This is a genomic window from Cnuibacter sp. UC19_7 (assembly GCF_042699995.1).
GTDB lineage: Bacteria > Actinomycetota > Actinomycetes > Actinomycetales > Microbacteriaceae > Cnuibacter.
Window position 1 is genome coordinate 254,328 of record NZ_CP170560.1, and the last position, 20,865, is coordinate 275,192.

At 71.6% G+C, this 20,865-nt stretch carries 16 protein-coding genes and 3 pseudogenes; 11 read left to right on the forward strand and 8 right to left on the reverse strand.

What is annotated here, in order from left to right; genetic code table 11:
• Window positions 1–49: 49 nt before the first annotated feature.
• From ACFJGV_RS01240 to ACFJGV_RS01260, 5 genes are read left to right on the forward strand one after another with little or no spacing between them, the layout of a single operon-like run.
• Window positions 50–1,102, forward strand: a complete 1,053-nt coding sequence (locus ACFJGV_RS01240) for a BMP family ABC transporter substrate-binding protein (RefSeq protein ID WP_378146216.1) — start codon at window positions 50–52, stop codon at window positions 1,100–1,102.
• Window positions 1,099–2,658: an ABC transporter ATP-binding protein gene (locus tag ACFJGV_RS01245; RefSeq protein WP_378146217.1), complete on the forward strand. Its 1,560-nt coding sequence runs from the start codon at window positions 1,099–1,101 to the stop codon at window positions 2,656–2,658. Before ACFJGV_RS01240 ends, ACFJGV_RS01245 begins: the two co-directional genes overlap by 4 nt.
• Complete coding sequence (locus ACFJGV_RS01250) at window positions 2,655–3,764, forward strand: ABC transporter permease (RefSeq protein WP_378146218.1); 1,110 nt, start codon at window positions 2,655–2,657, stop codon at window positions 3,762–3,764. The genes ACFJGV_RS01245 and ACFJGV_RS01250 overlap by 4 nt, the downstream gene beginning before the upstream one ends.
• On the forward strand, window positions 3,764–4,669 hold the full coding sequence (locus ACFJGV_RS01255; protein WP_378146219.1) for an ABC transporter permease: 906 nt from the start codon (window positions 3,764–3,766) through the stop codon (window positions 4,667–4,669). Before ACFJGV_RS01250 ends, ACFJGV_RS01255 begins: the two co-directional genes overlap by 1 nt.
• 14 nt (window positions 4,670–4,683) lie before the next feature.
• Window positions 4,684–5,664: a nucleoside hydrolase gene (locus tag ACFJGV_RS01260; RefSeq protein WP_378146221.1), complete on the forward strand. Its 981-nt coding sequence runs from the start codon at window positions 4,684–4,686 to the stop codon at window positions 5,662–5,664.
• A 55-nt stretch (window positions 5,665–5,719) separates the two neighbouring features.
• Here ACFJGV_RS01260 and ACFJGV_RS01265 read toward each other — a convergent pair whose 3' ends face one another.
• Window positions 5,720–7,885, reverse strand: coding sequence for a LuxR C-terminal-related transcriptional regulator (locus ACFJGV_RS01265; RefSeq protein ID WP_378146223.1), 2,166 nt, complete (start codon window positions 7,883–7,885; stop codon window positions 5,720–5,722).
• Between the two features lie 604 nt (window positions 7,886–8,489).
• Here ACFJGV_RS01265 and ACFJGV_RS01270 point away from each other — a divergent pair.
• The 5 genes and pseudogenes from ACFJGV_RS01270 to ACFJGV_RS01290 all read left to right on the forward strand — a co-directional run.
• Window positions 8,490–8,579 (forward strand): annotated as a pseudogene (locus ACFJGV_RS01270) (acyl-CoA dehydrogenase); the annotation flags it as partial.
• 148 nt (window positions 8,580–8,727) lie between these two features.
• The gene (locus tag ACFJGV_RS01275) at window positions 8,728–9,168 is read left to right on the forward strand and encodes a hypothetical protein (protein ID WP_378148801.1); all 441 of its coding nucleotides are present in this window, start codon (window positions 8,728–8,730) and stop codon (window positions 9,166–9,168) included.
• 22 nt (window positions 9,169–9,190) lie between these two features.
• The gene (locus tag ACFJGV_RS01280) at window positions 9,191–9,778 is read left to right on the forward strand and encodes a signal peptidase I (protein ID WP_378146224.1); all 588 of its coding nucleotides are present in this window, start codon (window positions 9,191–9,193) and stop codon (window positions 9,776–9,778) included.
• An 11-nt stretch (window positions 9,779–9,789) separates the two neighbouring features.
• The gene (locus tag ACFJGV_RS01285; protein ID WP_378146225.1) at window positions 9,790–10,527 is read left to right on the forward strand and encodes a hypothetical protein; all 738 of its coding nucleotides are present in this window, start codon (window positions 9,790–9,792) and stop codon (window positions 10,525–10,527) included.
• Window positions 10,524–11,615: pseudogene (locus ACFJGV_RS01290) on the forward strand (choice-of-anchor G family protein); the annotation flags it as partial. The gene ACFJGV_RS01285 and the pseudogene ACFJGV_RS01290, both read left to right, overlap by 4 nt.
• A gap of 515 nt (window positions 11,616–12,130) precedes the next feature.
• Here the strand turns inward: ACFJGV_RS01290 and ACFJGV_RS01295 are convergent.
• Together ACFJGV_RS01295 and ACFJGV_RS01300 are read right to left on the reverse strand one after the other, a co-directional pair.
• On the reverse strand, window positions 12,131–13,621 hold the full coding sequence (locus ACFJGV_RS01295) for an MFS transporter (RefSeq protein WP_378146227.1): 1,491 nt from the start codon (window positions 13,619–13,621) through the stop codon (window positions 12,131–12,133).
• The gene (locus ACFJGV_RS01300; protein WP_378146228.1) at window positions 13,618–14,412 is read right to left on the reverse strand and encodes an ArsR/SmtB family transcription factor; all 795 of its coding nucleotides are present in this window, start codon (window positions 14,410–14,412) and stop codon (window positions 13,618–13,620) included. Before ACFJGV_RS01300 ends, ACFJGV_RS01295 begins: the two co-directional genes overlap by 4 nt.
• Window positions 14,413–14,504: 92 nt before the next feature.
• On the opposite strand from ACFJGV_RS01300, the pseudogene rlmN reads away from it, so the two are divergent.
• Window positions 14,505–15,703: pseudogene (rlmN, locus tag ACFJGV_RS01305) on the forward strand (23S rRNA (adenine(2503)-C(2))-methyltransferase RlmN).
• A 39-nt stretch (window positions 15,704–15,742) separates the two neighbouring features.
• On the opposite strand, the gene ACFJGV_RS01310 reads toward rlmN, so the two are convergent.
• The 5 genes from ACFJGV_RS01310 to ACFJGV_RS01330 form a co-directional block, all read right to left on the reverse strand.
• Entirely contained in the window at window positions 15,743–16,219 is a 477-nt protein-coding gene (locus ACFJGV_RS01310; RefSeq protein WP_378146230.1) for a hypothetical protein, read from the reverse strand.
• A gap of 93 nt (window positions 16,220–16,312) precedes the next feature.
• Complete coding sequence (locus tag ACFJGV_RS01315; protein ID WP_378146231.1) at window positions 16,313–17,605, reverse strand: MFS transporter; 1,293 nt, start codon at window positions 17,603–17,605, stop codon at window positions 16,313–16,315.
• Window positions 17,606–17,654: 49 nt separating this feature from the next.
• Window positions 17,655–18,143, reverse strand: a complete 489-nt coding sequence (locus ACFJGV_RS01320; protein WP_378146232.1) for an FBP domain-containing protein — start codon at window positions 18,141–18,143, stop codon at window positions 17,655–17,657.
• Window positions 18,144–18,383: 240 nt separating this feature from the next.
• The gene (locus tag ACFJGV_RS01325; RefSeq protein ID WP_378146233.1) at window positions 18,384–19,376 is read right to left on the reverse strand and encodes a metal ABC transporter substrate-binding protein; all 993 of its coding nucleotides are present in this window, start codon (window positions 19,374–19,376) and stop codon (window positions 18,384–18,386) included.
• Window positions 19,377–19,426: 50 nt separating this feature from the next.
• Window positions 19,427–20,863 (reverse strand): hypothetical protein, encoded by a 1,437-nt coding sequence (locus tag ACFJGV_RS01330; RefSeq protein WP_378146234.1) that lies wholly within the window; start codon window positions 20,861–20,863, stop codon window positions 19,427–19,429.
• Between the last annotated feature and the right edge of the window lie 2 nt (window positions 20,864–20,865).

Below are 20,865 nucleotides of genomic sequence, written 5' to 3' on the forward strand. Positions count from 1 at the left end.
GGCAGCACATCCTGCGACCCACAGCACCCACCCGAACCGAGGTATCGCCATGTCCGCATTCGCCCGTCGAGCAGGAGCGGTGGTCGTCGCCGCCGGTCTGCTCGCCTCCGTCGCCGCCTGCTCCTCCGGAGGGTCCTCCACCGGCGACTCCACGTCGTCGGCCGGGGGAGACAAATCGATCGTGCTGATCACGCCGACCCCCATCGGCGCCAACAACTTCCTGCAGCTCGCCGCCGACGGCGCCAAGGAGGCCGGCGAGAAGTACGGCGCCAAGGTCGACGTCTTCGAGAGCGAGGACCCGACGAGCATCCAGCAGAACATCGACGCGGCGCTCCGCGAGAAGCCGGACATCATCATCGGCGTGAGCTTCAGCGTTCTCGACCAGATCACCGAGGCCGCGGCCGACAACCCCGACCAGCAGTTCCTCCTGATCGACACCTCTGCCGAGAACCCGACGCCGAACCTCACGGCCGCGGTCTTCAAGGAGTACGAGGCCACCTACCTCACCGGCGTCGAGGCGGGCCTGCTCAGCCAGAAGAAGAGCGTCGGCGTCGTCGCCGCTCTCGACACCCCGTTCATCCACCGCTGGGTCGACCCGTTCTTCGCGGGCGCGCAGAGCATCGACCCCTCGATCGCGACGGCGGTGCAGTACGTCGGCGGTGACAACCCGTTCGGTGATCAGGCGCGCGCCAAGGCGCAGGCGCAGATCCTCGCCGAGGGCGGGGCGGACTACGTCCAGGCGGCGGCCTCGGGTGGCAACACCGGCGTCTTCGAGGCGGCGGCGGAGAACGGCTTCAAAGCGTTCGGAGTCGACACCAACCAGTGCCTGGAGTCGCCCGGGAACGTGGTCGACAACGCGATCAAGCGTGTCGACATCGCACTGGTGAACTCGGTCGGAGACATCCTCGACGGCAAGACCGGTGGATTCGCCGCCTATGGCCTCGCCGAGGGCGGCATGAGCCTCACCGGCCTCGAGGACGGCGTGGCCGACTCGCAGTGCCTCATCGCCGACCACCCCGACGTGATCGAGAAGGTCAAGGAGGTGCGCGACCAGATCGTCGACGGCTCGCTCACCGTGACGGACCCGCTCACCGCGGGATGACGTCGTCCCCTGACGTCACCGCCCCCGCAGCCGACCCGCCTCCGGCGGTCGAGCTGCGGGGGATCGGCAAGAGGTTCGGCGCCGTCGTCGCGAACGACGGCGTCGACCTCGTGCTGCGTACCGGCACCGTGCACTCCGTCATGGGCGAGAACGGCGCGGGCAAGTCGACGCTGATGTCGATCCTGTTCGGGCTCGAGCAGCCCGACTCCGGTGAGATCGTCGTCGGCGGGACGCCGCGCCGCTTCAGCGGCCCGCTCGACGCCATCGCCGCCGGGCTCGGCATGGTGCATCAGCACTTCAGGCTGTTCGACACGATGACCGTCACCGAGAACGTCGTCTACGGTGCGGAGCCCCGCCGCCGAGGCCTGATCGATCGGCGCGCGGCGCGTCAGCGCGTGCTCGAGCTCAGCGAACGCTACGGGCTCGACACCGATCCGGATGCGGTGGTCGGTCGCCTCTCGGCCGGCGCCCGACAGCGGGTCGAGATCCTCAAAGCGCTCCACCGAGACGCCCGGATCCTCATCCTCGACGAGCCCACGGCGGTGCTCACGCCGGCCGAGGTCGACTCGCTCTTCGCCGTGATCCGCCGCGCGGCCGACGCCGGCTCGACGGTCGTGCTCGTCACGCACAAGATCCACGAGGTGCTCGCGATCAGCGACGACGTCACCGTGCTGCGCGACGGCCGCGTCACGGGCCGTTTCGACGCTCACGCTGCGACCGCCGACGAGCTCGTCACCGCGATGACGGGCCGCGAGGTCACCGTCGTCCGCAACCCGGGACTGGGAGAGCCGGGCGACGTCGTGCTCGCGGTCGAGGGTCTCGGTCTCACCGAGCGGGGGACCGTCGTGCTCGACGACATCTCGCTCGACGTGCGTGCCGGCGAGATCGTCGGCATCGCCGGTGTCTCCGGCAACGGCCAGCACGAGCTCGCGGCCGCGATCCTCGGCACCCTCGACACCGACCGGGGTCGCATCCGCCTCCATGGCGACGATCTCGGCCGCCTCTCGGTGCGCGACCGTCGTGAGCGCGGGATCGCGCTGATCCCCGAGGACAGGCGGGCGGAGGGCACGGCGGTGACCATGTCGGTCGCCGAGAACCTCACCCTCGGCCACCACCGCGACGCTCCCGTGGGCCGCCGGCGCGGCTGGGGACGGGGCTGGATGTCGCTCCGCGCCGAGCGCGAGCGCGCCCGCGAGCTCATCGCCGACTACGGCGTGCGCACGGCGGGGGAGCAGCTGCCCGTGGGCGCCCTGTCGGGCGGCAACGCCCAGAAGGTCGTGGTCGCGCGCGAGCTCTCGCACGGCGCTCCGCTCCTCGTCGCCGAGCAGCCCACGCAGGGCGTCGACGTGGGCGCGATCGAGTCGATCCACGCCCGCCTCCTCGAGTACCGCGATGCGGGCCGGGCCGTTCTCCTCATCTCGCACGAGATCAGCGAGCTGCAGGCCCTCGCCGACCGTGTGCTCGTCATGTACTCAGGGCGGATCGTCGCCGAGCTCGCCCGCGACGACGCCACCACCGACCGCATCGGAGCCGCCATGGCGGGAGTGACCCCGTGACCATCGCCCCCACGCCCACCCCGCCCACGATCGAGACCGCCGGCGCGGGCGCCCGCGGCTGGCGCCGAGTCCTCGGGGTGGCGTTCCGCCATCCCGTCGTCGTGCCCGTCGGCGCGGTCGTCGTCGCGCTCCTCATCGGCGCGGCGATCATGCTCAGCGCCGGCCTGAACCCGCTCGAGGCGTACTCCGCGGTGGTCTCCGGAGCGCTCGATCCCGATTCGCTCGACTACACCATCTCGGTCTGGGGCTTCATCTGCGGCATGGCTGTCGCGGCCGCCATCCCGCTGCGGATGGGGGAGTTCAACATGGGCGGCAACGGCCAGATGGTGCTCGGCGGGGTGACGGCGGCCGTCATCGCCGGCCAGCTCGGCCTGCCCGGCATCATCGCGGTCCCGTTGGCCGTCGTCGGGGCGGTCATCGTCTCGGGCGCGTTCGGCGCTCTCTCGGCACCCCTCGCCACACGCTTCGGGATCCCGATCATCATCTCGACGCTCCTGCTCTCGCCGGTCGCGGTCGCGGTCGTGTCGTACCTCGTCCGGTATCCGCTCGCCGAGCAGGGCTCGGCGGTGGCGCAGACCCCGCGCCTTCCCGCCGACTCGCGGATGCCCGGGCTGGGCGACTTCTCCTACTCCACGTGGGGCCTCATCCTCATCATCGCCGTCATGGTGATCTTCTGGCTCGTCGACTCCCGCGCGGCCGTGGGCTTCGAGCTGCGGACCGTCGGCGCCAACCGACGTTTCGCCTCGTACGGCGGTGTGCGGGTGGGTCGCCTGGCGTTCGGCGCGATGGCCACGGGCGCCGCGGCGGCGGGCCTCGTCGGCGCGATCATCGTGCTCTCGCCGCCGTACCGCCTCATCGACGGCGCGCTCACCTCGCCCGGATACACGTTCGCCGGGCTCGCCGCCGCGCTCCTCGCGGGCGGTCGGCCGGCGCTCATCCCTGTCACCGGCATCCTGTTCACCGTGCTCCAGGTGGGCGGCGCGGCGATGGAGCGCACGGCCGACGTGCCGCGGCAACTCTCCGACGTGCTCCAGGGCGTCGTCATCGTGGTGCTGGCGCTCCGCACCATCATCGACCAGCGTCGCACCGAGAGGAGCAGCGCCTGATGCACGTCTTCGAGCTCGGCTTCATCGCCGCCGTCCTCCTCGCGGCCACTCCGATCCTCTACGCCTCGCTCGCGGGAGCGATCTCGGCGCAGGTGGGCGTGTTCAACATCGCGCTCGAGGGGCAGATGCTGTGGGGCGCCTTCGCCGGCGTCGCGGGCAGCTACCTCACCGGCAGCGCCTGGGGCGGACTCGCCCTGGCGATCGTGACGACCGCCATCTCGTCGGTCGTGCTCGCGGTGGGTGCCGCCCGCTGGAACGCCGACCCGATCATCATCGCCATCGGCGCCAACCTCGTCGCGGTCGGCCTCACCGGGTTCCTGCTGCGCGTGCTGTTCGGTGTGTCGGGCACCTTCGCCCCCACCGGTCTGCAGGGCCTGCCGAAGATGGCGTTCCTCGCCGACGTGCCGGTGATCGGTCCGATCTTCGCCGGGCAGACGGTGCTCGTTCCCCTCGCCTTCGTCGTGATCGTCGCCGTGGGACTCTGGCTCAAGTCCACGCCCGCCGGTCTCCGCCTGCGCGGCGTCGGCGAGCATCCGGAGGCGGCGACGACGCTCGGCATCGGCGTCTCCTCGTACCGGATGTGGACGGTCATCGCCGCGGGCGCCCTCTGCGGCGTCGCGGGCGCGCAGCTCTCGCTCGGCAACGTGACGGTGTTCACCGAGAACATGACGGCTGGGCGCGGCTGGATCGCTGTGGCCGCCGTCATGCTGGTCTCGTCGCGGCCGCTCTGGCTGCCGCTGGCCTGCCTCGGGTTCGGCGCGGCCGAGGCCCTCGGCTTCCGCCTGCAGGGCATCGGTGCTCCGCAGCAGCTCACCGACGCCGCCCCCTACGCGATCACGCTCGTCGTGCTCGTGCTCACCCGCATCCGCTTCACCCGGCGCCGCGACGCCGTGCTCAGCTCCTGACCCGAAAGGCCGCCATGACCTCCGACGCCCCCCGAGAGACCCGACACATCGTCCTCGACACCGACACCGGCATCGACGACGCCCTCGCGCTGCTCTACCTCGCCGGACGCGACGACGTCGAGCTGTCGGCGATCACCAGCGTCTACGGCAACACCCCGGTCGAGTCGGCGCTCACCAACATCGCACGGGTGCTCGCGGTGGCGGGCCTCGAGGACACCCTCGTCGCCCGGGGCGCCGCCGGCCCGATCATCGGGGAGCCGCGCATCGCCTCGCACGTGCACGGGCACGACGGGCTGGGCGACATCTGGAGCGAGCCGATCGCCCCGAAGAACCTGTCGCCGCTCTCGAGCGCCGAGCTGCTGGTCGAGCTGGGCCGCTCGCGTCCTGGGTACTACGACCTCCTGCCCGTCGGGCCGCTGTCGAACCTCGGGCTCGCGCTCGAGATCGAGCCCGAGCTGCTGACCCTGTACCGCTCGGTGGTCATCATGGGCGGGTCCGGGCCGTTCCCGCCGCTCGGGACGGTGCAGATGGTGGATGCGAACATCCACAACGACGTCGAGGCGGCCCGCCGCGTCTTCGCGGCGCCGCGGAACCGGCTCGTGATGGTCGGCGTGAACGTCACCGCGGGCACGATCGTCGACGAGCAGGCCGTGCAGGCGCTCCACCGCGCCGGCACCGAGTGGGGCACGTTCTCGGCTCAGGTGCTCGAGGCGTACATGGACTTCTACCAGTACGCCTGGGGTCGCCGCGTCTCGCCCGCCCACGACGGCCTCGCGGCCGCGCTGCTCGTGCAGCCCGAGTGGATCACCGCGCAGACCACCGGTCCGGTGAACATCACGAGCGACGGCTTCGCCACACGCGCGCACCTCATGCGCACGGCGACAGGGCTCCCGGTCAGCTGGGCGAGCGAGGACGCACCCGACACCGTCGTGGTGCTCGATGTCGACAGGGAGGCCTTCCTCGCCGACTTCGTGCGTGTGCTCAGCGGTCGCTGAGGGAAGCGGGGTCGCTGAGGGGGTCCGCTGAGAGCGGGTCGATGAGGCCCTCCTGTCAGGCGCCGTGCCGTCGCCGTCGCAGGTCGTCGGCGACCAGTCGTCCCAGCTCGCGCCGCGAGCGTGCGCTCACCTTCGTGCGGGCCTGATAGACATGCGACTCCACCGTGCGGACCGAGAGGAACAGCCGCACGGCGATCTCCCGGTTCGACAGCCCCTGCTCGACCAGCAGGGCTATCTCGCGTTCGCGACGCGTGAGGTCGTCGGCGACGTACTGCGGCGCGCGCCGACCGAGTCGGTCGGCATGCCGCGCGTCTTCCTGCGGGGCGGACCTGAAACCGGGCGCGAGACGAGTCGAGGCCCCGTGGCCGCCGCGCGGCCTCGTCAGCTCCAGAACGCCGACAGGGCTCCTCCGGGATCGGGCCTCGTCGGCCTCGGCCAGGCGGATGAAGGCTTCCGCGTTCGTCCGGGCGAGGCGGAACATCGCACTGCGGTCGACGACGGCACTGTCGACGCTCTCGAGCACCGTGCGGGCGTCTCGATCCCGTCCGACGAAGCCGAGGGCCGGAGCCAGGGTGAAGTGCAGCAGCGGCAGCCATCGACCCACCGCCAGCATGGACGCCCGTCTCCCGGTCGAAGAGAGGTCCAGCACCGCGGTCTCGTGGTCGCCTCGACCGGCCGCCAGGACACCCGTGCACATCCCCGCCAGCGTGAGGGCCAGCGGATCCCCGCTCCGCACCGCCCCCGCGAGTGCGGCCGTGACGCGGTCGCCGAGCGCGTCCGGCTCGCTCTCCTCCACCGCGGAGGCGAGCACCTCGAAGCACAGGATCCAGAGCTCGGCCGCGGGCTCGGGGGAGGCCGTCCGCAGGCGGGTCCGCTCGGCCTGGCCGAAAGCCGCCTGCGCCTGGTCAGGCAGGCCCAGGTGGGCGCTCGCCAGGCCGACGACGAGGTGAGCGGCCAGCCGGGTCCGTCGATCCGCCTGCTCCTCGTCGGCGATCGCCCCGGCCAGATCCCGCGCCTCGTCCCAGCGCAGGGCCAGGGCCGCGCGCTCTGCGCGGAGAAGGGCCGCGCCGAGGGTGGCGACCCGCTCCACCCTGCCCGCCGCGAGCAGGCGATGTTCGAGGACGTCGACGCTGTAATCATGCGCTCCGGCCACCCACAGCGCCTCCCACCAGCGGATGATCCTCGTCAGCATCGGCGGATCGACCGTCCCGAGACCGATCCCCATCAGACGGTGGACGGCGGCGTCCTCGCGGCGAAGCTGCGAGAGGGCCCGGCAGGCCTCCAGCTCCGACTCGGCCGTCCGCTCGGCAGGGACGAGCAGGTCGGCGTAGTCCAGGGCGAGGGCGGCGTTGCCATGGTCGTTCTCCCACTTCGCGGCGGAGGCGAGCACTCTCGCCCGCAGGCCCGCGCCGAGCTCGGCCGCTGCGGGATCCGAATCGAGGCCCCTGTGCCACCATTCGGCGATGTGTGCGGCGAGCGGTTCGCTCCACCACTGGGCATCCGACCGCAGCATCCTCGTGCAGGCGCGCGCGAGCATGGCCTCCACGGCCTCGGCACCCGCACGGCGCCTCGCGGCGCGGGCCAGCAGCGGATCGGGGGAGAGGTTCCGCAGGGGTGTGCGGTCGTCGACGACGACACGACGCGCCAGGAGACGGTCGATCACGTCCCCGTCGAGGAAGCGGGAGGCGTGAGCGTGTCCGAGTCCGGGCAGACGTCCGAGGAAGGCGACAGCCTCGGCCTCCTCGTCGGTGAGGTCGGCGACGGCGGCGTCTGCGGAGGCCGCGAGACGGCTCCCCGGATCGGGATCCGCGATCGCCGCGAGCGGGTCGCGTCCCTTCTGCAGCGCCGAGCCGGCCTCGGCCGCCAGCTCCAGGAGGAGTCTCCTGGAACCCGCTGAGTAGGCGATGATCGCCGCTCTCGTGACGGAGTCGATCCGAGCAGAACCAGGCAGCGCATCGAGGAACATCGCGGCGTCCGAGCGGTCGAGCTCATGGAGGTCCCAGCGGTCCGCCACGCCATGGAGCCACAGGTCCGACGCGAGCTCGCGGCCGGGGGACTGCTCGCCGGCCCGCGCCGTCGAGACGCCGAGGAGGAGGCTCGCACGTTCGGCGTAGACGAGGGTGGCCAGGGCGGTGGCGGAGGGGCCGTCGAGGTCCTGGACGTCGTCCACGACGATGACGAGGCGCGCCTCGAGCGGCTCACCGGACAGGGCGGAACGCATCCGAACGTCTCCGCAGTGCTCGAGCGCTGCTCGAGGGACTCGCGATATCGCGCGTCCTGTCCGCAGGCGGACCGCGAGAGTGCCTCGTCGTCGGAGTTCCGCGACGATCGCGTCGAGAAGGTGACTCTTCCCCGTCCCGACGGCACCGGAGACCACCACGCTGCGACCAGTCAACACCGCCGTGCTGATCGCGCTCACGTCGCGATCCGATCCGATCACGTCCGCCGCAGCGGGCGGGTGCTCCACAGATCCGTTCATGCTCACCCCCAGGCGGTGGGTACTCCCCGTCGACCCCGCGGAACCGCCCCGACCGCAGTGTCCCGCCTCACGCTACCGAGCGCTCCATCGGATGTCCTGCGTAGTGACACGGAGCGACTACCGAGATCGGTCGGACGGACTACTGAGAGCGCCTACCGAGAGGGTGCGCCCCGCGAGCGGTCGACAGCGGCACACAGAGGAATCCCTGGTACCACTACCGGGTTCCGAGCCCGGCCGTGACCGCGCCGGGAATCCGCCCCTAGCGTCCTGACAGATCCGATGACGGATCCGGCGAGGAGGCGACGAGGCCTCCCGTCTCCCGCCAACGACATGGGGTGGAACGGACATGGAAACTCAGACCAAGCGCGGCCTCACCAGGCGCAAGGTGTTCGCGATCGCGGCAGGCTGTGCCGCGATCGGCATCGGAGCCACGGCGACGCTCGCGGCGTGGACGGACAGCGAATGGGTGTTCGGCGGCGACGGGAGCGGCGGGCCGGGCATCGGAACATCGACCTTCTCCGTGCAGCAGAGCACAGACGGGGGGCGCCACCTTCACCGACGAGCCGGACAACCCCGGCGGCGAGGTGGTCTTCACCCCCGACGCGCTGGACCTCACACCCGGGGACTCGATCTACGCCGGGGTGGCGTTGCGCACCTCCGCCGATTCGGTGGCGGGCGACGTCAGCCTCCTCCCGGCCGTCGAGGCGGCGGGCATCGTCACCGACGACCCCACCGGGCTGCTCTTCGACACCCTCGACGTGGCGATCGTCACCGATGACGCTCCGTTCACCTGCAACGCGGCCGCCTTCGCGCCCGGCAGCCCGGCGACCCTGATCGGCGCGGGCGACCTGGACAGCACAGGAGGCTCTCCCTCGCAGGCTCTGCTCGCGGCCGGCGGATCCACGCAGTACTACTGCTTCCAGATCCTGCTGCCCGACCCGCTCCCGGTCACTCCCGGCGGCGCGGACGACTTCATGGGCAGGACCGTCGCTCCCGCCTGGGAGTTCTCGGCGATCTCCTCGTGATCGCGGGCGGCGGCTGATCACGATGCACGCCATCACCACCGCCGCACCTCGCCGCGGGCCCGTGCATCACGCGCGGACCCGCGGCGCCGCCCACCGGGCCGCCCCGGTGGCCCGGACGGGGACGGCGAAGGACGCGGTGCTCACCGTCCTGGGACTGGTCGGGATCGTGTCGGTCCTGTGGCTGATCGCCGCATGGGCACTCCATCTCTCGGTCATCGTCTTCGTCACCGGGTCGATGACCCCCACGTTGCCGACCGGTGCGGCGGCGATCGTGCAGGAGGTCGGCGCCTCGGAGCTGCGGGTCGGCGACATCGTCACCGTCCTCAAGCCCGACAGCGGGATCCCCGTCACCCACCGCATCGTGGATCTTGCCCTCGTGGACGGCTCGCCGGACTCGCGGGCCCTCACCCTCAAGGGCGATGCCAACGACATCGTCGATCCGGTGACCTACACCGTGACGGACGCTCAGCGAGTGATCGCGGGCGCGCCGGGACTCGGATGGCTGGTCATCGGTGTGAAGAGCCCTGCCGCGATGGTGGCGATCACTCTCGTCATCGCCCTCGCGATCGCCTGGGCGCTGTGGCCGTCGCGTCAGCGCACCGAGACCTAGGAGAACTGCTCGTGGATCACACATCTCGGCTCGCCCGCGCCGCCGCCGTCGGCGTCGTGGTGGGCGCCTCGTCCCTCGCGCTGGCCGCGGGGGGCCTCGCCCTGGCGGGGGCCGCTCACGCCGCTCTCGTCGACGTGCCGCCGACCGGGCAGCCCGGTCGCCTGGTGCTCGCATCGGATCCCTACCCGGCGGAGTTCCTCGACCTCTCGCCCGGAGTGCCGGGGTACTGGGAGGTCAGTGCGAGGCTCGAGGACGCCGCTCAGGCGACCCTCGCCCTCGAGCTGCGCAAGTCCGGCGAGCTCGTCGAGCATCCGCGCGGTCTGTCCATGACGGTGGACGTGTGCTCCGTCGAGTGGACCGGGCTCGACTCGACCCCTGTCTGTCCGACGGGGGCGGAGCGGGTCACCGTGGCCACGCCCGAAGAGGACTACACCACCTCGAGCCCCACGTTCGACCTCGAGCCCCTCACCGCCACCGCACCCGAGTACCTGCTCGTGACGCTCGCGGTGGAGGACTCACCCGAAGCGAGAGCGGACCAGTCGCTCATGGGCCTCACCGGCGACATGGCTGTCGGGCTCACTGCCACCGCCTTCGACGACGTTCCCGTGCGGCCGGGTGGTGGTGGTACAGGCACTCTCGCCGACACGGGCGGCAACCTCTGGGCGCTCGGCGCCGTCGCTGCTCTCGCCGCAGGCCTGCTCGGCATCGGCACCGCATTCCGCATCTATCGCAAGGGGGAGGAGCGATGAAGAGGACGAGACCACTCGACGTCCGGCGCGCGCTCGCAGGAGTGTCCGTGGCGGCCGCGACCGTGGTGGTGGTGCCGCTCGGCATCTCCGCGACCACGGCATCGTGGCCCGACACCGAATGGGTCCACGGCGCACCGCTCGGAACGCAGACGCTCGACTGCGGGACGACGACGGGCTTCGCGTCGACCGCATCCGGCCGATTCCTCTCGGGGGAGCTGCTGGGCACCGACCTCGACACCATCGTCGCGCTCGAGGGGGTGCGGACCAGTGTGGACGGTGCGGGCACAGCGACCGTCGACCCGGCGGATGCCCTGGACCAGGGCTCGACCCCGCCGACGTACACCTACACCGATCCGCTCGAGATCTCCGTTCTGGGAGGGATCGCGGGCCTCGACCTGACCGGTCTCGAGGTCGGCCTTCCGATCGGATCGGCTGGTGCCGTGAACCAGTACGCCCAGGCGTCGGGCCTCGGCACCGCCGCCGGCGCCGCGGGCCTCGTCAGCGACTCGGGCGGCGTGCTCGTGTCCCAGTACGCGGCGGACGACACCCTGCCGGGCCCTGCCACGATCTCGCTCGCCTCGCTCCTTCCCGCGGTGACCGGCGTCGCGGCGGATCCCGAGCTCGAGGTCGGTGCGGTCGGCGCCAGCTCGCAGCTCGACGGCTGCGCCGCGCTGCGGTCGATCCTCTGGAACGACGGGCCCGCCGTGGACGCGGATCGCGAGTACGGTATCGCGAGCTTCGATCTCTCGCTGGAGAGCGCCATCCTCGGCTCGATCGTCACCGACACGAACACGGCGGTGACGACCATCAACGCCTCGCTGAACGGTCTGCTCGGTCCGAGCGGGGGGATCGCCACCGCGATCACGGGGCAGCTGAACGTCGGTCTGGGATCGATCGCGGGGGTCTCGCTCGGCGCCACCACAGGGACCGTCGCGCTCTCGGGCCTCGACATCGCAGGGGCGGTGACCCCGCTGCTCTCGGCTCCCCTGAACGATCCCTACGTGTCGATCGATCTCTCGGCCGGCACGGTGGAGATCGACCTCGCCGCCCTCCTCAACGGGCCCGACGGCCTCAACGGTCTCGATCCGAACACCGAGCTGCTGCTGAACGCGGCGGTGATCGACGACATCGTCGACCGGGTCGGCGACCTCCTCGACACCAGGGTGCTGCAGATCACGAATGCCATCACCACGGCGATCCGGGCCGCGACGCTCGAGGTGAACCTCTCGACGCCGCTGAGACTGGTCGTGCTCGGATCCCCCGTCCAGGTCGCGAACGTGGCCGTGACGTCGAGCACGACGCTCGCGTCGCTGTTCGACGGGACGGCGACCTTCGGCGTGAGCCTGAACGTGCTGCCGGGCCTGTCGCCCGCCGCGCAGCTCGCGCTCAGCGCCGTCCAGGCGTTGCTGAACACCGCGATCGCGGGTCTGCAGACGAGCCTGGTCTCGCCCGTGGCCACTGCGATCGCAAACGTGGTGCTCGGCACCCTCACCACTCTCGGATCGACGCTCGCCGCCGTGGTCACGCAGGTCGTGGATGCCCTGGCCGTGGTGCTCGCGCCGCTGCCGGGAGTGCTCTCGATCATGGTGAACGTGCAACCGGATCAGCCCGGCGCCCCGGATCCCGGGGACGACGTCCCGCAGTCCGGCGATTCCACGGCGTCGTTCACGGTGACCGCCCTCCGGCTCGGCCTCCTCGACACCCTCGGCACGGCGGCGGCGGTCGACTTCGCCACGGCATCCGCAGGTCCGGTCACCGCTCCCTGACCGAGGGGGGTCGTCCCCACCCCACCGGGACGGTCCGACGGCCGGGTGGCTCGACGTTCAGGCGTCGCGTCGCCCGGCCGTCGCCGGTCTCGTGCAGGGAGGTACAGCAGCGCCCCGAGGGTGCTGATCAGCCCGACGGCGATGAGGACGGGAGTCGTCCCGATCCCCTCGGCGAGCGGCAGCACGACGAGCAGCAGCAGGCTCGTGCTGCCTCCGGCGACGAGGGAGTTCACCGACAGCACGGTGGCGCGGGTGCGCGCCTCCGCCCGCTGGTGCAGGAGCGCGTTGTGGGCCGGTCCGGCCGCCCCGTGGGCCAGGTACGCGAGGCAGTAGCCGACGAGGAGGCCGACGACGCCCGCCAGGAGTCCCATCGTCGCGACGAAGACCCCGTTCAGGATGCGCGCCGCGATGGCGACCCGGACGACGCCGACCCGCGGGACGAGGAACGCGCAGAGCGCCGAGCCCGCGGCGAACACGCCCCACGCGACGGCGGACGCCGGTCCGAAGACGGCCGCGGCGTCGACCGTGCTGGTGAGCTCGGCGAGGCGGATGGGGGTGAGCGTCTCGAATCCGATCATCGCCAGAGCCCAGGCCACCTCGACGAGCACGAGGCAGCGCAGCACACGATCGTGCGCGACCAGGCGGATCGCCGCGGTGAGCGCCGCCCACGGGGACGTGCGGGCCCGCGAGCGATCCTCTGCGCCCGCCCCTCGCCTCCGTCGAGGCCGCGGTGCCCGGGGCTCGTGCACCAGGACGACGAGCAGGACGAGGTGCATGACCTCGATCGCGAGGGCGACCAGGAACGGGAGCACCAGGGGGTCGAGGCCCGGCACCGGCGCCCACCAGACCAGCAGACCGCCGGCCGCCGACCCGAGCGCGATCGCCGTGCCCAGCACGGTCGATCCCCGGCCGAGCGATCGTGCCACGCGCGTCGGTTCGGCATCCGTGCCGAGGGAGTCGACGAACCAGGCCTCGAGCGGACCGGAGTCGAGGGCTCGGAACACCCCCTGCACCAGCAGCGCGAGCGCGAAGCCCCAGAAGGACGACGCGGTGACGAAGAGGACGGTGGCGGTGATCGCCGCGACGGCGGCGAGGAGCATCACCGGACGTCGCCCGAGGGAGTCGGCGAGACTGCCGCTCGGCAGCTCGAGGGCGAGCACGACGAACCCCTGGATCGACAGCAGGACCCCGGCCTCGGCGACCGAGAGTCCGCGCTGGAGCGGCAGCAGGATGGTCAGCCCGAAGACGACCCCCACCTGGAGCCAGCGGGTGCCGGTGAGCAGGAGGAAGCGGCGCTCGAGCGACCGCGTCGAGAGCGTGCCCATCATTCGCGCGGACGCTGCGGCTCGTGCGGCGGCTGCGGCTCGTGCGGCGGCTGCGGCTCGCGCGGACGCTGCGGCTCGTGCGGCGGCTGCGGCTCGTGCAGCGGCTGCGGCTCGCGCGGACGCTGCGGCTCGTGCGGCGGCTGCGGCTCGTGCGGCGGCTGCGGCTCGCGCGGACGCTGCGGCTCGTGCGGCGGCTGCGGCTCGTGCGGCGGCTGCGGCTCGTGCGGCGGCTCGAGGTCGATGGGGCTGAGGAACTGATGCACGTGGATGCGCCGCGCCTCCGGGTTCTCGCTGCTGCGGTAGCGGTCGAGCACGGCGCCGAGCTCGGCGCGGAGGCGCTCCGCGGCGGCGGCGTCGTCGACGAGGACCACGCTGTCGCTCAACCCCATCGCATCGACCCAGTCGGCGGGCCAGGCGTCGGCGGCGTCGAGCCACCGCTCGGCGCGCCCGGCGAGCTGCCGCACCCAGTCGCGCTGCAGCCAGCCGAGGGCGGTCCGGGCGTCCTCGTCATCGGCGAAGTCGGACTCCGTCCAGGAGTGGAAGTCGGTGCTGGCACGCCAGAGGCGACGACGGCCCAGGCCCTCGTCGGTGTCGATGACCAGTCCCACGCCCTCGAGCGCGCGGAGGTGGTAGCTCGTGGCCCCCGTGTTGGTGCCGAGGCGGTCGGCGAGCTCGGTCGCCGTGGCCGGCCCGTGCAGGCGGAGCGCACCGAGGAGTCGCGATCGCAGGGGATGTGCCAGGACGCGGACGGCCCGTTCGTCGAGGTGCATCCCGGTGTAGTCGGAGTCGCTCATGGCTCAGATCCTGTCATGCAGAGAATCTATGCACAAGTTCTCTGCATAGGGACGGAGACGACGTCACGGTTCCATCGCGTACCCTCGGAGGCATGACAGAGACCACCTCCACGCCCGTGCGCCAGGTGCGCCCGGCCACCGAGGGGTGGTCGCAGAGCTCGATGCCGAGGGACGCCCCCTCCTGCAGTTCGGGTCGCCCAAGCGCGGCAAGCCGCCCGTGCACCTCGCCGACCTCACCGCCGCCGAGCGGGTCGAGCGCATCAAGGAGCTCGGGCTGCCCGGCTTCCGCGCCAAGCAGCTGGCCACGCACTACTTCACGCACTACACCTCCGACCCCGCCGACATGACCGACCTTCCCGCGGCCGGCCGCGAGGAGCTCGTCGCGGGGCTCCTCCCTCCGCTCCTCACCGAGGTGCGCAGGCTCGAGACCGACCGCGGCGACACCATCAAGTTCCTCTGGCGCCTCCACGACGGCGCCCTGGTCGAGTCCGTCCTCATGCGCTACACGGGGCGCATCACGCTCTGCATCTCGTCGCAGGCCGGATGCGGGATGAACTGCCCGTTCTGCGCCACCGGCCAGGCGGGCCTCACCCGCAACATGTCGACGGCCGAGATCGTCGACCAGATCGTGCGCGCGAACCGCGCCCTCGCGGCGGGGGAGCTCGGCGGCAAGAAGCGCGGCGAGACCACCCCCGAGCGTGTGAGCAACATCGTCTTCATGGGCATGGGGGAGCCGCTGGCCAACTACGCCCGAGTCATCCAGGCCGTGCGGACCATGATCGCGCCTCAGCCCGAAGGGCTGGGGATGAGCGCCCGCGGCATCACGGTTTCGACGGTGGGTCTCGTCCCGGCCATCAAGAAGCTGGCCGCCGAGGACATCCCCGTCACGTTCGCGCTCTCGTTGCACGCGCCCGACGATCAGCTGCGCGACGAGCTGATCCCGGTGAACTCCCGGTGGAAGGTCGACGAGGCCCTCGACGCGGCTCGCGCGTACTTCGAGGCAACCGGTCGACGTGTGTCGATCGAGTACGCCCTCATCAAGGACATGAACGACCACGGCTGGCGCGCCGAGCTCCTCGCCGAGAAGCTCAATGCCCGCGGACGCGGCTGGGTGCACGTGAACCCGATCCCGCTGAACCCGACCCCGGGGTCGATCTGGACCGCATCCGAACCCGCCGCCCAGGCCGAGTTCGTGCGTCGGCTCGTCGACGCGGGGGTGCCGACGACCATCCGCGACACCCGCGGCAAGGAGATCGACGGGGCGTGCGGGCAGCTCGCCGCCGCCGACTGACGCCCAGGCCAAGCCGCCGGGGCCCCGGTCGCCCGGGCCTCACTCGTCCGGGATGTCTCCCGGCGTGACGACCGACGGGTACGCCGCCGGGAGCTGCTCCAGCGCGGCGGTGGCGTACGTGGCGGCGTCGAGCAGGTAGATCTGCTCGAGGAGCCGGATCGTCAGCCGTGTGGGCCCGGCGAGGTACTCGGCCTTCCACATGGAGCGCGCCGCGGGCGCGGCGCCGGCGGACACCGCCTCGGTGAACGCGGTGGCCGCGGTGCGGCCGCCCCGCCATCCTTCACCCGTGATGCGCTGGGTCGCGATCACCCAGCGCGCGAGCGTGACGTCGAAGAGCAGTCCGTCGCGCGCGCGCCAGTCGTCGCCCGACGCCCGCTGGGCCGCCTCGAAGACCGCCTGCCACTCACGAGGCTCGGCCCGTGAGGCGATGAGGAGCGTGGTGCGGGTGACGAAGTAGTCCTGCATGCGGACCACCTCGTCGAGCACGACCGTCTCGCCGATGGTGTCTGAGGTCACGTGAAGGGATCCTTCTCGTCAAGTCGGGCTCGGGTCGGTCGGGGGCCACCCTAGCAGCGCCATCCGACCGCGGGCTGGACCTCGCCGTGGCCGTCACGCGGGGTCGGCGGGTTCGGCCCGGGCGGTGCGCGCCGCCCGCAGCGCGGCGCGGCCCGAGGGCAGCAGGATCGCGATGACGACGGTGAGGATGGTGAGCAGGCCGGCCGTGACGAGCAGCGTCTGCACGCTGATGATGTCGGCGGCGGGGCCGAACACCAGCATGCCCGCCGGCGTGGCCAGAGCCATCACGATGCTCACGTAGCTGAAGACGCGCCCGTGCATCTCGGGCTTGACCGTCTCCTGGATCAGCGTCATGAACGGTGCGGAGAACCACGGGACGAGGAGCCCGAAGAGGAACATCAGCACGTAGAAGACGAGGAGCGTGGGGCTCAGGCCCATGCCGACGGTGAGCACCGCGAACCCGAACGTCGAGACCAGGATGAGTCCCATCGGCGGGCGCTTGGCGAGCACCGTCGAGACCAGGACGCCGCCCGCGAGCATCCCGAGCCCGAACGCGATCTCGAGCACGGTGAGCATCCACGCCTCCTCGCCGAACGTGCGCGCGACCATGAGGGGCGTGATGAACGAGGGCGCGACGGTGAGGAGGAAGATGATGGCGAACACGACGAGGAGCCAGCGCACCATGCCGTGGCTCCAGATGTAGCGCATGCCCTCGACGAGGTCGGCCCGGTACGAGGTGCGGCTCTCGGTCACGCGGGCCAGGGTCGGGACGCGGACGAGAGCGAGCAGCCCGATGCCGATGGCCGCGGTCACGACGTCGATGAAGAACGCGGGCACGATGCCGAAGAGGCCGAAGACCGCCCCGGCCGCCGCGGGCGCCAGGAGCGTCATCGCGGATTGGATCGTCCCGAACAGGCCGTTCACTCGCATCAGCTGATCCGGCGGGGTGATCTGCGGGATCATCGCCTGCACCGCGGGCGTCTGGAACCCGGCGCCGACGGAGCGCACGCCGACGGCGAGCAGGATGATCCAGAGATCGGTGACGCCGGCGAGCATGAGGAGGGCGAGCGCGAGGGTGGTGATCGCGATCGCGCCGTCGGAGAGCATGACGAGGATGCGCCGGTTCATGCGGTCGGCGAGGGTGCCGCCGAAGATCGAGACCACTCCCTGCGGCGCGAAGGCGGCGAGGGCGTAGAGCGCCACCGCCAGGCCCGACTTCGTCTCGAGCGTGACGTACCACATGACCACGTACTGGACGATCATCGAACCGAACAGCGAGACGGTCTGCCCGCTCAGGAAGAGCCCGACGTTGCCCTTCCAGGGAGCGTCGCCCCAGGCTTCGCCGGCGCGCGCCTCCGCGGTGGGGTGCTGGTCGTCGGGGATCATGTGAACAGCGTACACATGACCCCCGACGCCGGGCCGGTGGGATGGTGTCTCAGGCGGAGTCGCGGATGTCGCGCAGGAAGTTGTCGACGTGACCGCGGAGCGCCAGGATGCGGCGCTCGCGCTCCGCCACCTGGTCGAACCCGATGTACGCGGGCGGCGCCGGACGGCGCACGTTCGCGGAGCACTGGAACTCGGCGCAGACGAGGGTGCCGACGGTGTCGCCGTTGCGTCCGGCCTTGCCTGCCCGCCGGGCGCTGAACATGACCACGTCGTTCGGCAGGGTCACGTCCTCGCACCACGAGCACTGCGGACGGGCGCGGATGCGTCCCTCCGACTGGCGGAGGACGATCCCCGTGGGCTCGTCGTCGAGGAACGTGACGACGCAGCCGACCATCGGCTGCTTGCGGTCGCGCCAACCGAGGTAGTCGAGGCGATCCCAGGCGAGCTCGTCGAGCGCGGGCAGCAGCAGCGAGGCGCGCTCGCGCTGCGAGACGTTGATCAGACTGGCGCGGATGTCGCGCTCTGTCAGGGTGTGCATGAGGTTCCTTGCGTCTGTGATGAAGCCCGCGCCTGGCTCCAGGAGCGGGCGGGGTTCAGGGTCAGACGGGTCTACCTCGGGTCGGCGCCGAACGCGCCGAAGACCTCCCTCTGCCGCGGAGGCTGAGTCTCGGATGTGTGCACGAGACCAGCCTACGCGCCGGAGAGAGGTCGGTGCCCCTCTCGCATCGGGGGCGGGAGGGGCACCGATGCGGCAGGGGCACCGACGGTGCTGAGGCCGTCACTTCAGGGCGTCGGCCACCGCCTTCACGTTGGCGGTCATCCACGAGATGTAGTCATCGCCGTCGGGCAGCGTCTCGGTGAAGCCGACCACCGGGATCCCGGCCGCTGTCGCGGCGTCGGACACCTGCTCGGTCTGGCCGCCCGTGGTCTGCTCGTTGTAGGCGAGCATCGCGACCGACCTGTCGGTCATGAGCTGGATCGTCTGCTGCAGCACGAGGGGCGGAACGTCGGTGCCCTCCTCGACCGCCTCGCTGAACTCGGCGGGGGTCTTGTTCACCAGGCCCGCGGCCTCGAGGAGGTAGAGCGGCACGGGCTCGGTGATCGCCACGCCCTCGCCGCGGTGCGCCGCTGCGATGTCGTCGGTTCCCTTGGTCAACGTGGCCAGCTCGCCGGAGAAGGTCTGGTAATTGGCCTCGAAGGTGGCGGCGTCGTCGGGGTCGGCCTCGCCCAGGGCCTCGGCCAGCTGCTTCGCCAGCGCATCCATGGCGGCGAAGCTGTACCAGACGTGCTCGTTGAAGCCCTCGACATGGTCGTGGCCGTCGCCCGCGTCGTCGGCTGAGTCGGTGTGATCGGCGTCGGCGGTCGTGTCGGCCGCGTCGGAGGGCATGAGGCCGGAGATCTCGGAGGCGTTCAGCACGACGGCGCCCGTGTTCCCTGCGGAGGAGAGCATGCTGTCGACGAACGGGTCGTAGCCTCCGCCGTTCTCGATCACGACGGTGGCCTGCGACAGCGTGAGCTGATCGCGCGCGGTGGCTTCGTACTCGTGCGGATCCTGAGCAGGGTCGTCGATGAGGCTCGTGACCTGGACGTCCTCCCCGCCGATCGCCGCGGCGATGCTGCCGTACACGTTCGTCGACGCGACGACGCTGAGGGTTCCAGCAGCCCCGGAGGACGCGGACGGGTCCGTCGAGGCGGGGGTCGACGAGCAGGCGGACAGGAGGGCCGCGGCGGCGAGGGCACCGGAGGCGAGGAGCAGGGGTCGGGACTTCATGGCGTCAGCCTAGACGGTAATGATAACCGTTCTCAAATCGCAACGGCCGGTCAGGTGCACCAGCTCGGCATGAAGCCGTTGACCGAGCGCGACGAGTCGCCGGTGGCGAGATCGACGAAGTACGTCAGGACGTTCTCGTAGCCGGTCACCGCGTACGTGTCGACCCGCGCGTCCGCCGACACCACCTCGACGGCGAGGTACTGCCCGTTGGGAGAGGTGCAGAAGTCGGTGATACGTCCTCCGGCGGACGGCGGCGTGAACACGGTCCGGATGCCGGAGGGGTCGGCCGCCACGAGCCGGGAGCCGAGCGGCGCGGTGGACTGCGCGTAGTCGACCCGGTCGAGCTGCTGCACGTACTGGTCGGCGCCGGTGGGCACGATCTTGCCCGGGTACTCGTCGGCCTCTGCCTGGATCGGGGTCCTCGTCCACGGCGTCGACGTGCCGTCGGTGAGGTCGAGCGCGGAGTCTCCCGTCGAGTCGCCGACGATGAGGGTGGCGGACCCGGGCAGGAAGCCGCGGATCTCGGTGTGACGCCCGATCGGCGACGAGGTGCCGGTGAGCCCGTCGACGAGGTAGAGCTGCTGGTCCTGGGCCTGGGCGACGAGGCTCGACGTGCCCGGCACGAAGACCCAGGAGACCACGTAGAGCGGCTGGCCGTCGAGCGACGTGACGACCACGGGCCGCCCGGAGGAGGCCGTGGGGTCGTAGACGAGCAGGGCACTCCGGTAGGTGCTCCCGTCGTCGGCGGTCCCGCCGTTGACGGTGTAGCCGAACAGGCCCGCGGAGGGCGCGGAGCGGAGGGTCGTGATGATGGCGCCGTCCGGGCTGAAGACCGGGTAGGGGCCCGCGCCGTCGGTGCCGTGGAGGACCAGCGCATCGGATCCGTCGGCGGTCGACTCCACGGTCGCGATCATGCTGTCGGAGGCCGCGAACTCCTCGATGCGCTGGGCGGCGGCCGGTGCGGCGCCGGAGCCGGCGGGGTCGACCACGGTGCTCTGCACGATCGAGTCGGGCATCTTCACGTCCGACGAGTCGTGCCGGTAGTCGCGAACCAGTGTGTAGACGTCGGCATCGGGGGTCGTGAAGGAGTACGACGAGGTCGCCTCGGCGCCGCTGTCGGAGCCGCGCAGCGCCACCGACACCGTGTAGTCGGTGGCGTAGCGGAGCATGCCGTCGAACGTGATCACGACGCTGGATCCGTCGGACGCCACCGAGTGCGGGGCGTCGGGCGTGACGGTCACGTCGTCGGGCGTCACCGCGTCCGTGCGCTGATCGACGTCGAGGGTGAGCCGCTGCCCGGTCTTCGAGACGGCGGCGGTCTCGTTCACGACGCCGGAGGAGATGCGGGGCCCACGGACCACGGAGGCCACACCGAGCCCGGCGGCCAGCACGGCGAGGATGCCGACCGTCGCGATCACCGTGGTCGGGAAGCGCCCTCCACGGCGGGGGCGTGGCGCACGGCCCGGCAGCGTCTCATCGGCGGTCATCG

Coding starts and splice junctions, on each gene's coding strand:
- ACFJGV_RS01240 (WP_378146216.1), top strand. CDS start 50: ATGTCCGCATTCGCCCGTCGAGCAGGAGCGGTGGTCGTCGCCGCCGGT.
- ACFJGV_RS01255 (WP_378146219.1), top strand. CDS start 3,764: ATGCACGTCTTCGAGCTCGGCTTCATCGCCGCCGTCCTCCTCGCGGCC.
- ACFJGV_RS01330 (WP_378146234.1), bottom strand. CDS start 20,863: ATGACCGCCGATGAGACGCTGCCGGGCCGTGCGCCACGCCCCCGCCGT.
- ACFJGV_RS01260 (WP_378146221.1), top strand. CDS start 4,684: ATGACCTCCGACGCCCCCCGAGAGACCCGACACATCGTCCTCGACACC.
- ACFJGV_RS01265 (WP_378146223.1), bottom strand. CDS start 7,885: ATGCGTTCCGCCCTGTCCGGTGAGCCGCTCGAGGCGCGCCTCGTCATC.
- ACFJGV_RS01245 (WP_378146217.1), top strand. CDS start 1,099: ATGACGTCGTCCCCTGACGTCACCGCCCCCGCAGCCGACCCGCCTCCG.
- ACFJGV_RS01325 (WP_378146233.1), bottom strand. CDS start 19,376: ATGAAGTCCCGACCCCTGCTCCTCGCCTCCGGTGCCCTCGCCGCCGCG.
- ACFJGV_RS01280 (WP_378146224.1), top strand. CDS start 9,191: ATGCACGCCATCACCACCGCCGCACCTCGCCGCGGGCCCGTGCATCAC.
- ACFJGV_RS01300 (WP_378146228.1), bottom strand. CDS start 14,412: ATGAGCGACTCCGACTACACCGGGATGCACCTCGACGAACGGGCCGTC.
- ACFJGV_RS01320 (WP_378146232.1), bottom strand. CDS start 18,143: ATGCACACCCTGACAGAGCGCGACATCCGCGCCAGTCTGATCAACGTC.
- ACFJGV_RS01295 (WP_378146227.1), bottom strand. CDS start 13,621: ATGATGGGCACGCTCTCGACGCGGTCGCTCGAGCGCCGCTTCCTCCTG.
- ACFJGV_RS01315 (WP_378146231.1), bottom strand. CDS start 17,605: ATGATCCCCGACGACCAGCACCCCACCGCGGAGGCGCGCGCCGGCGAA.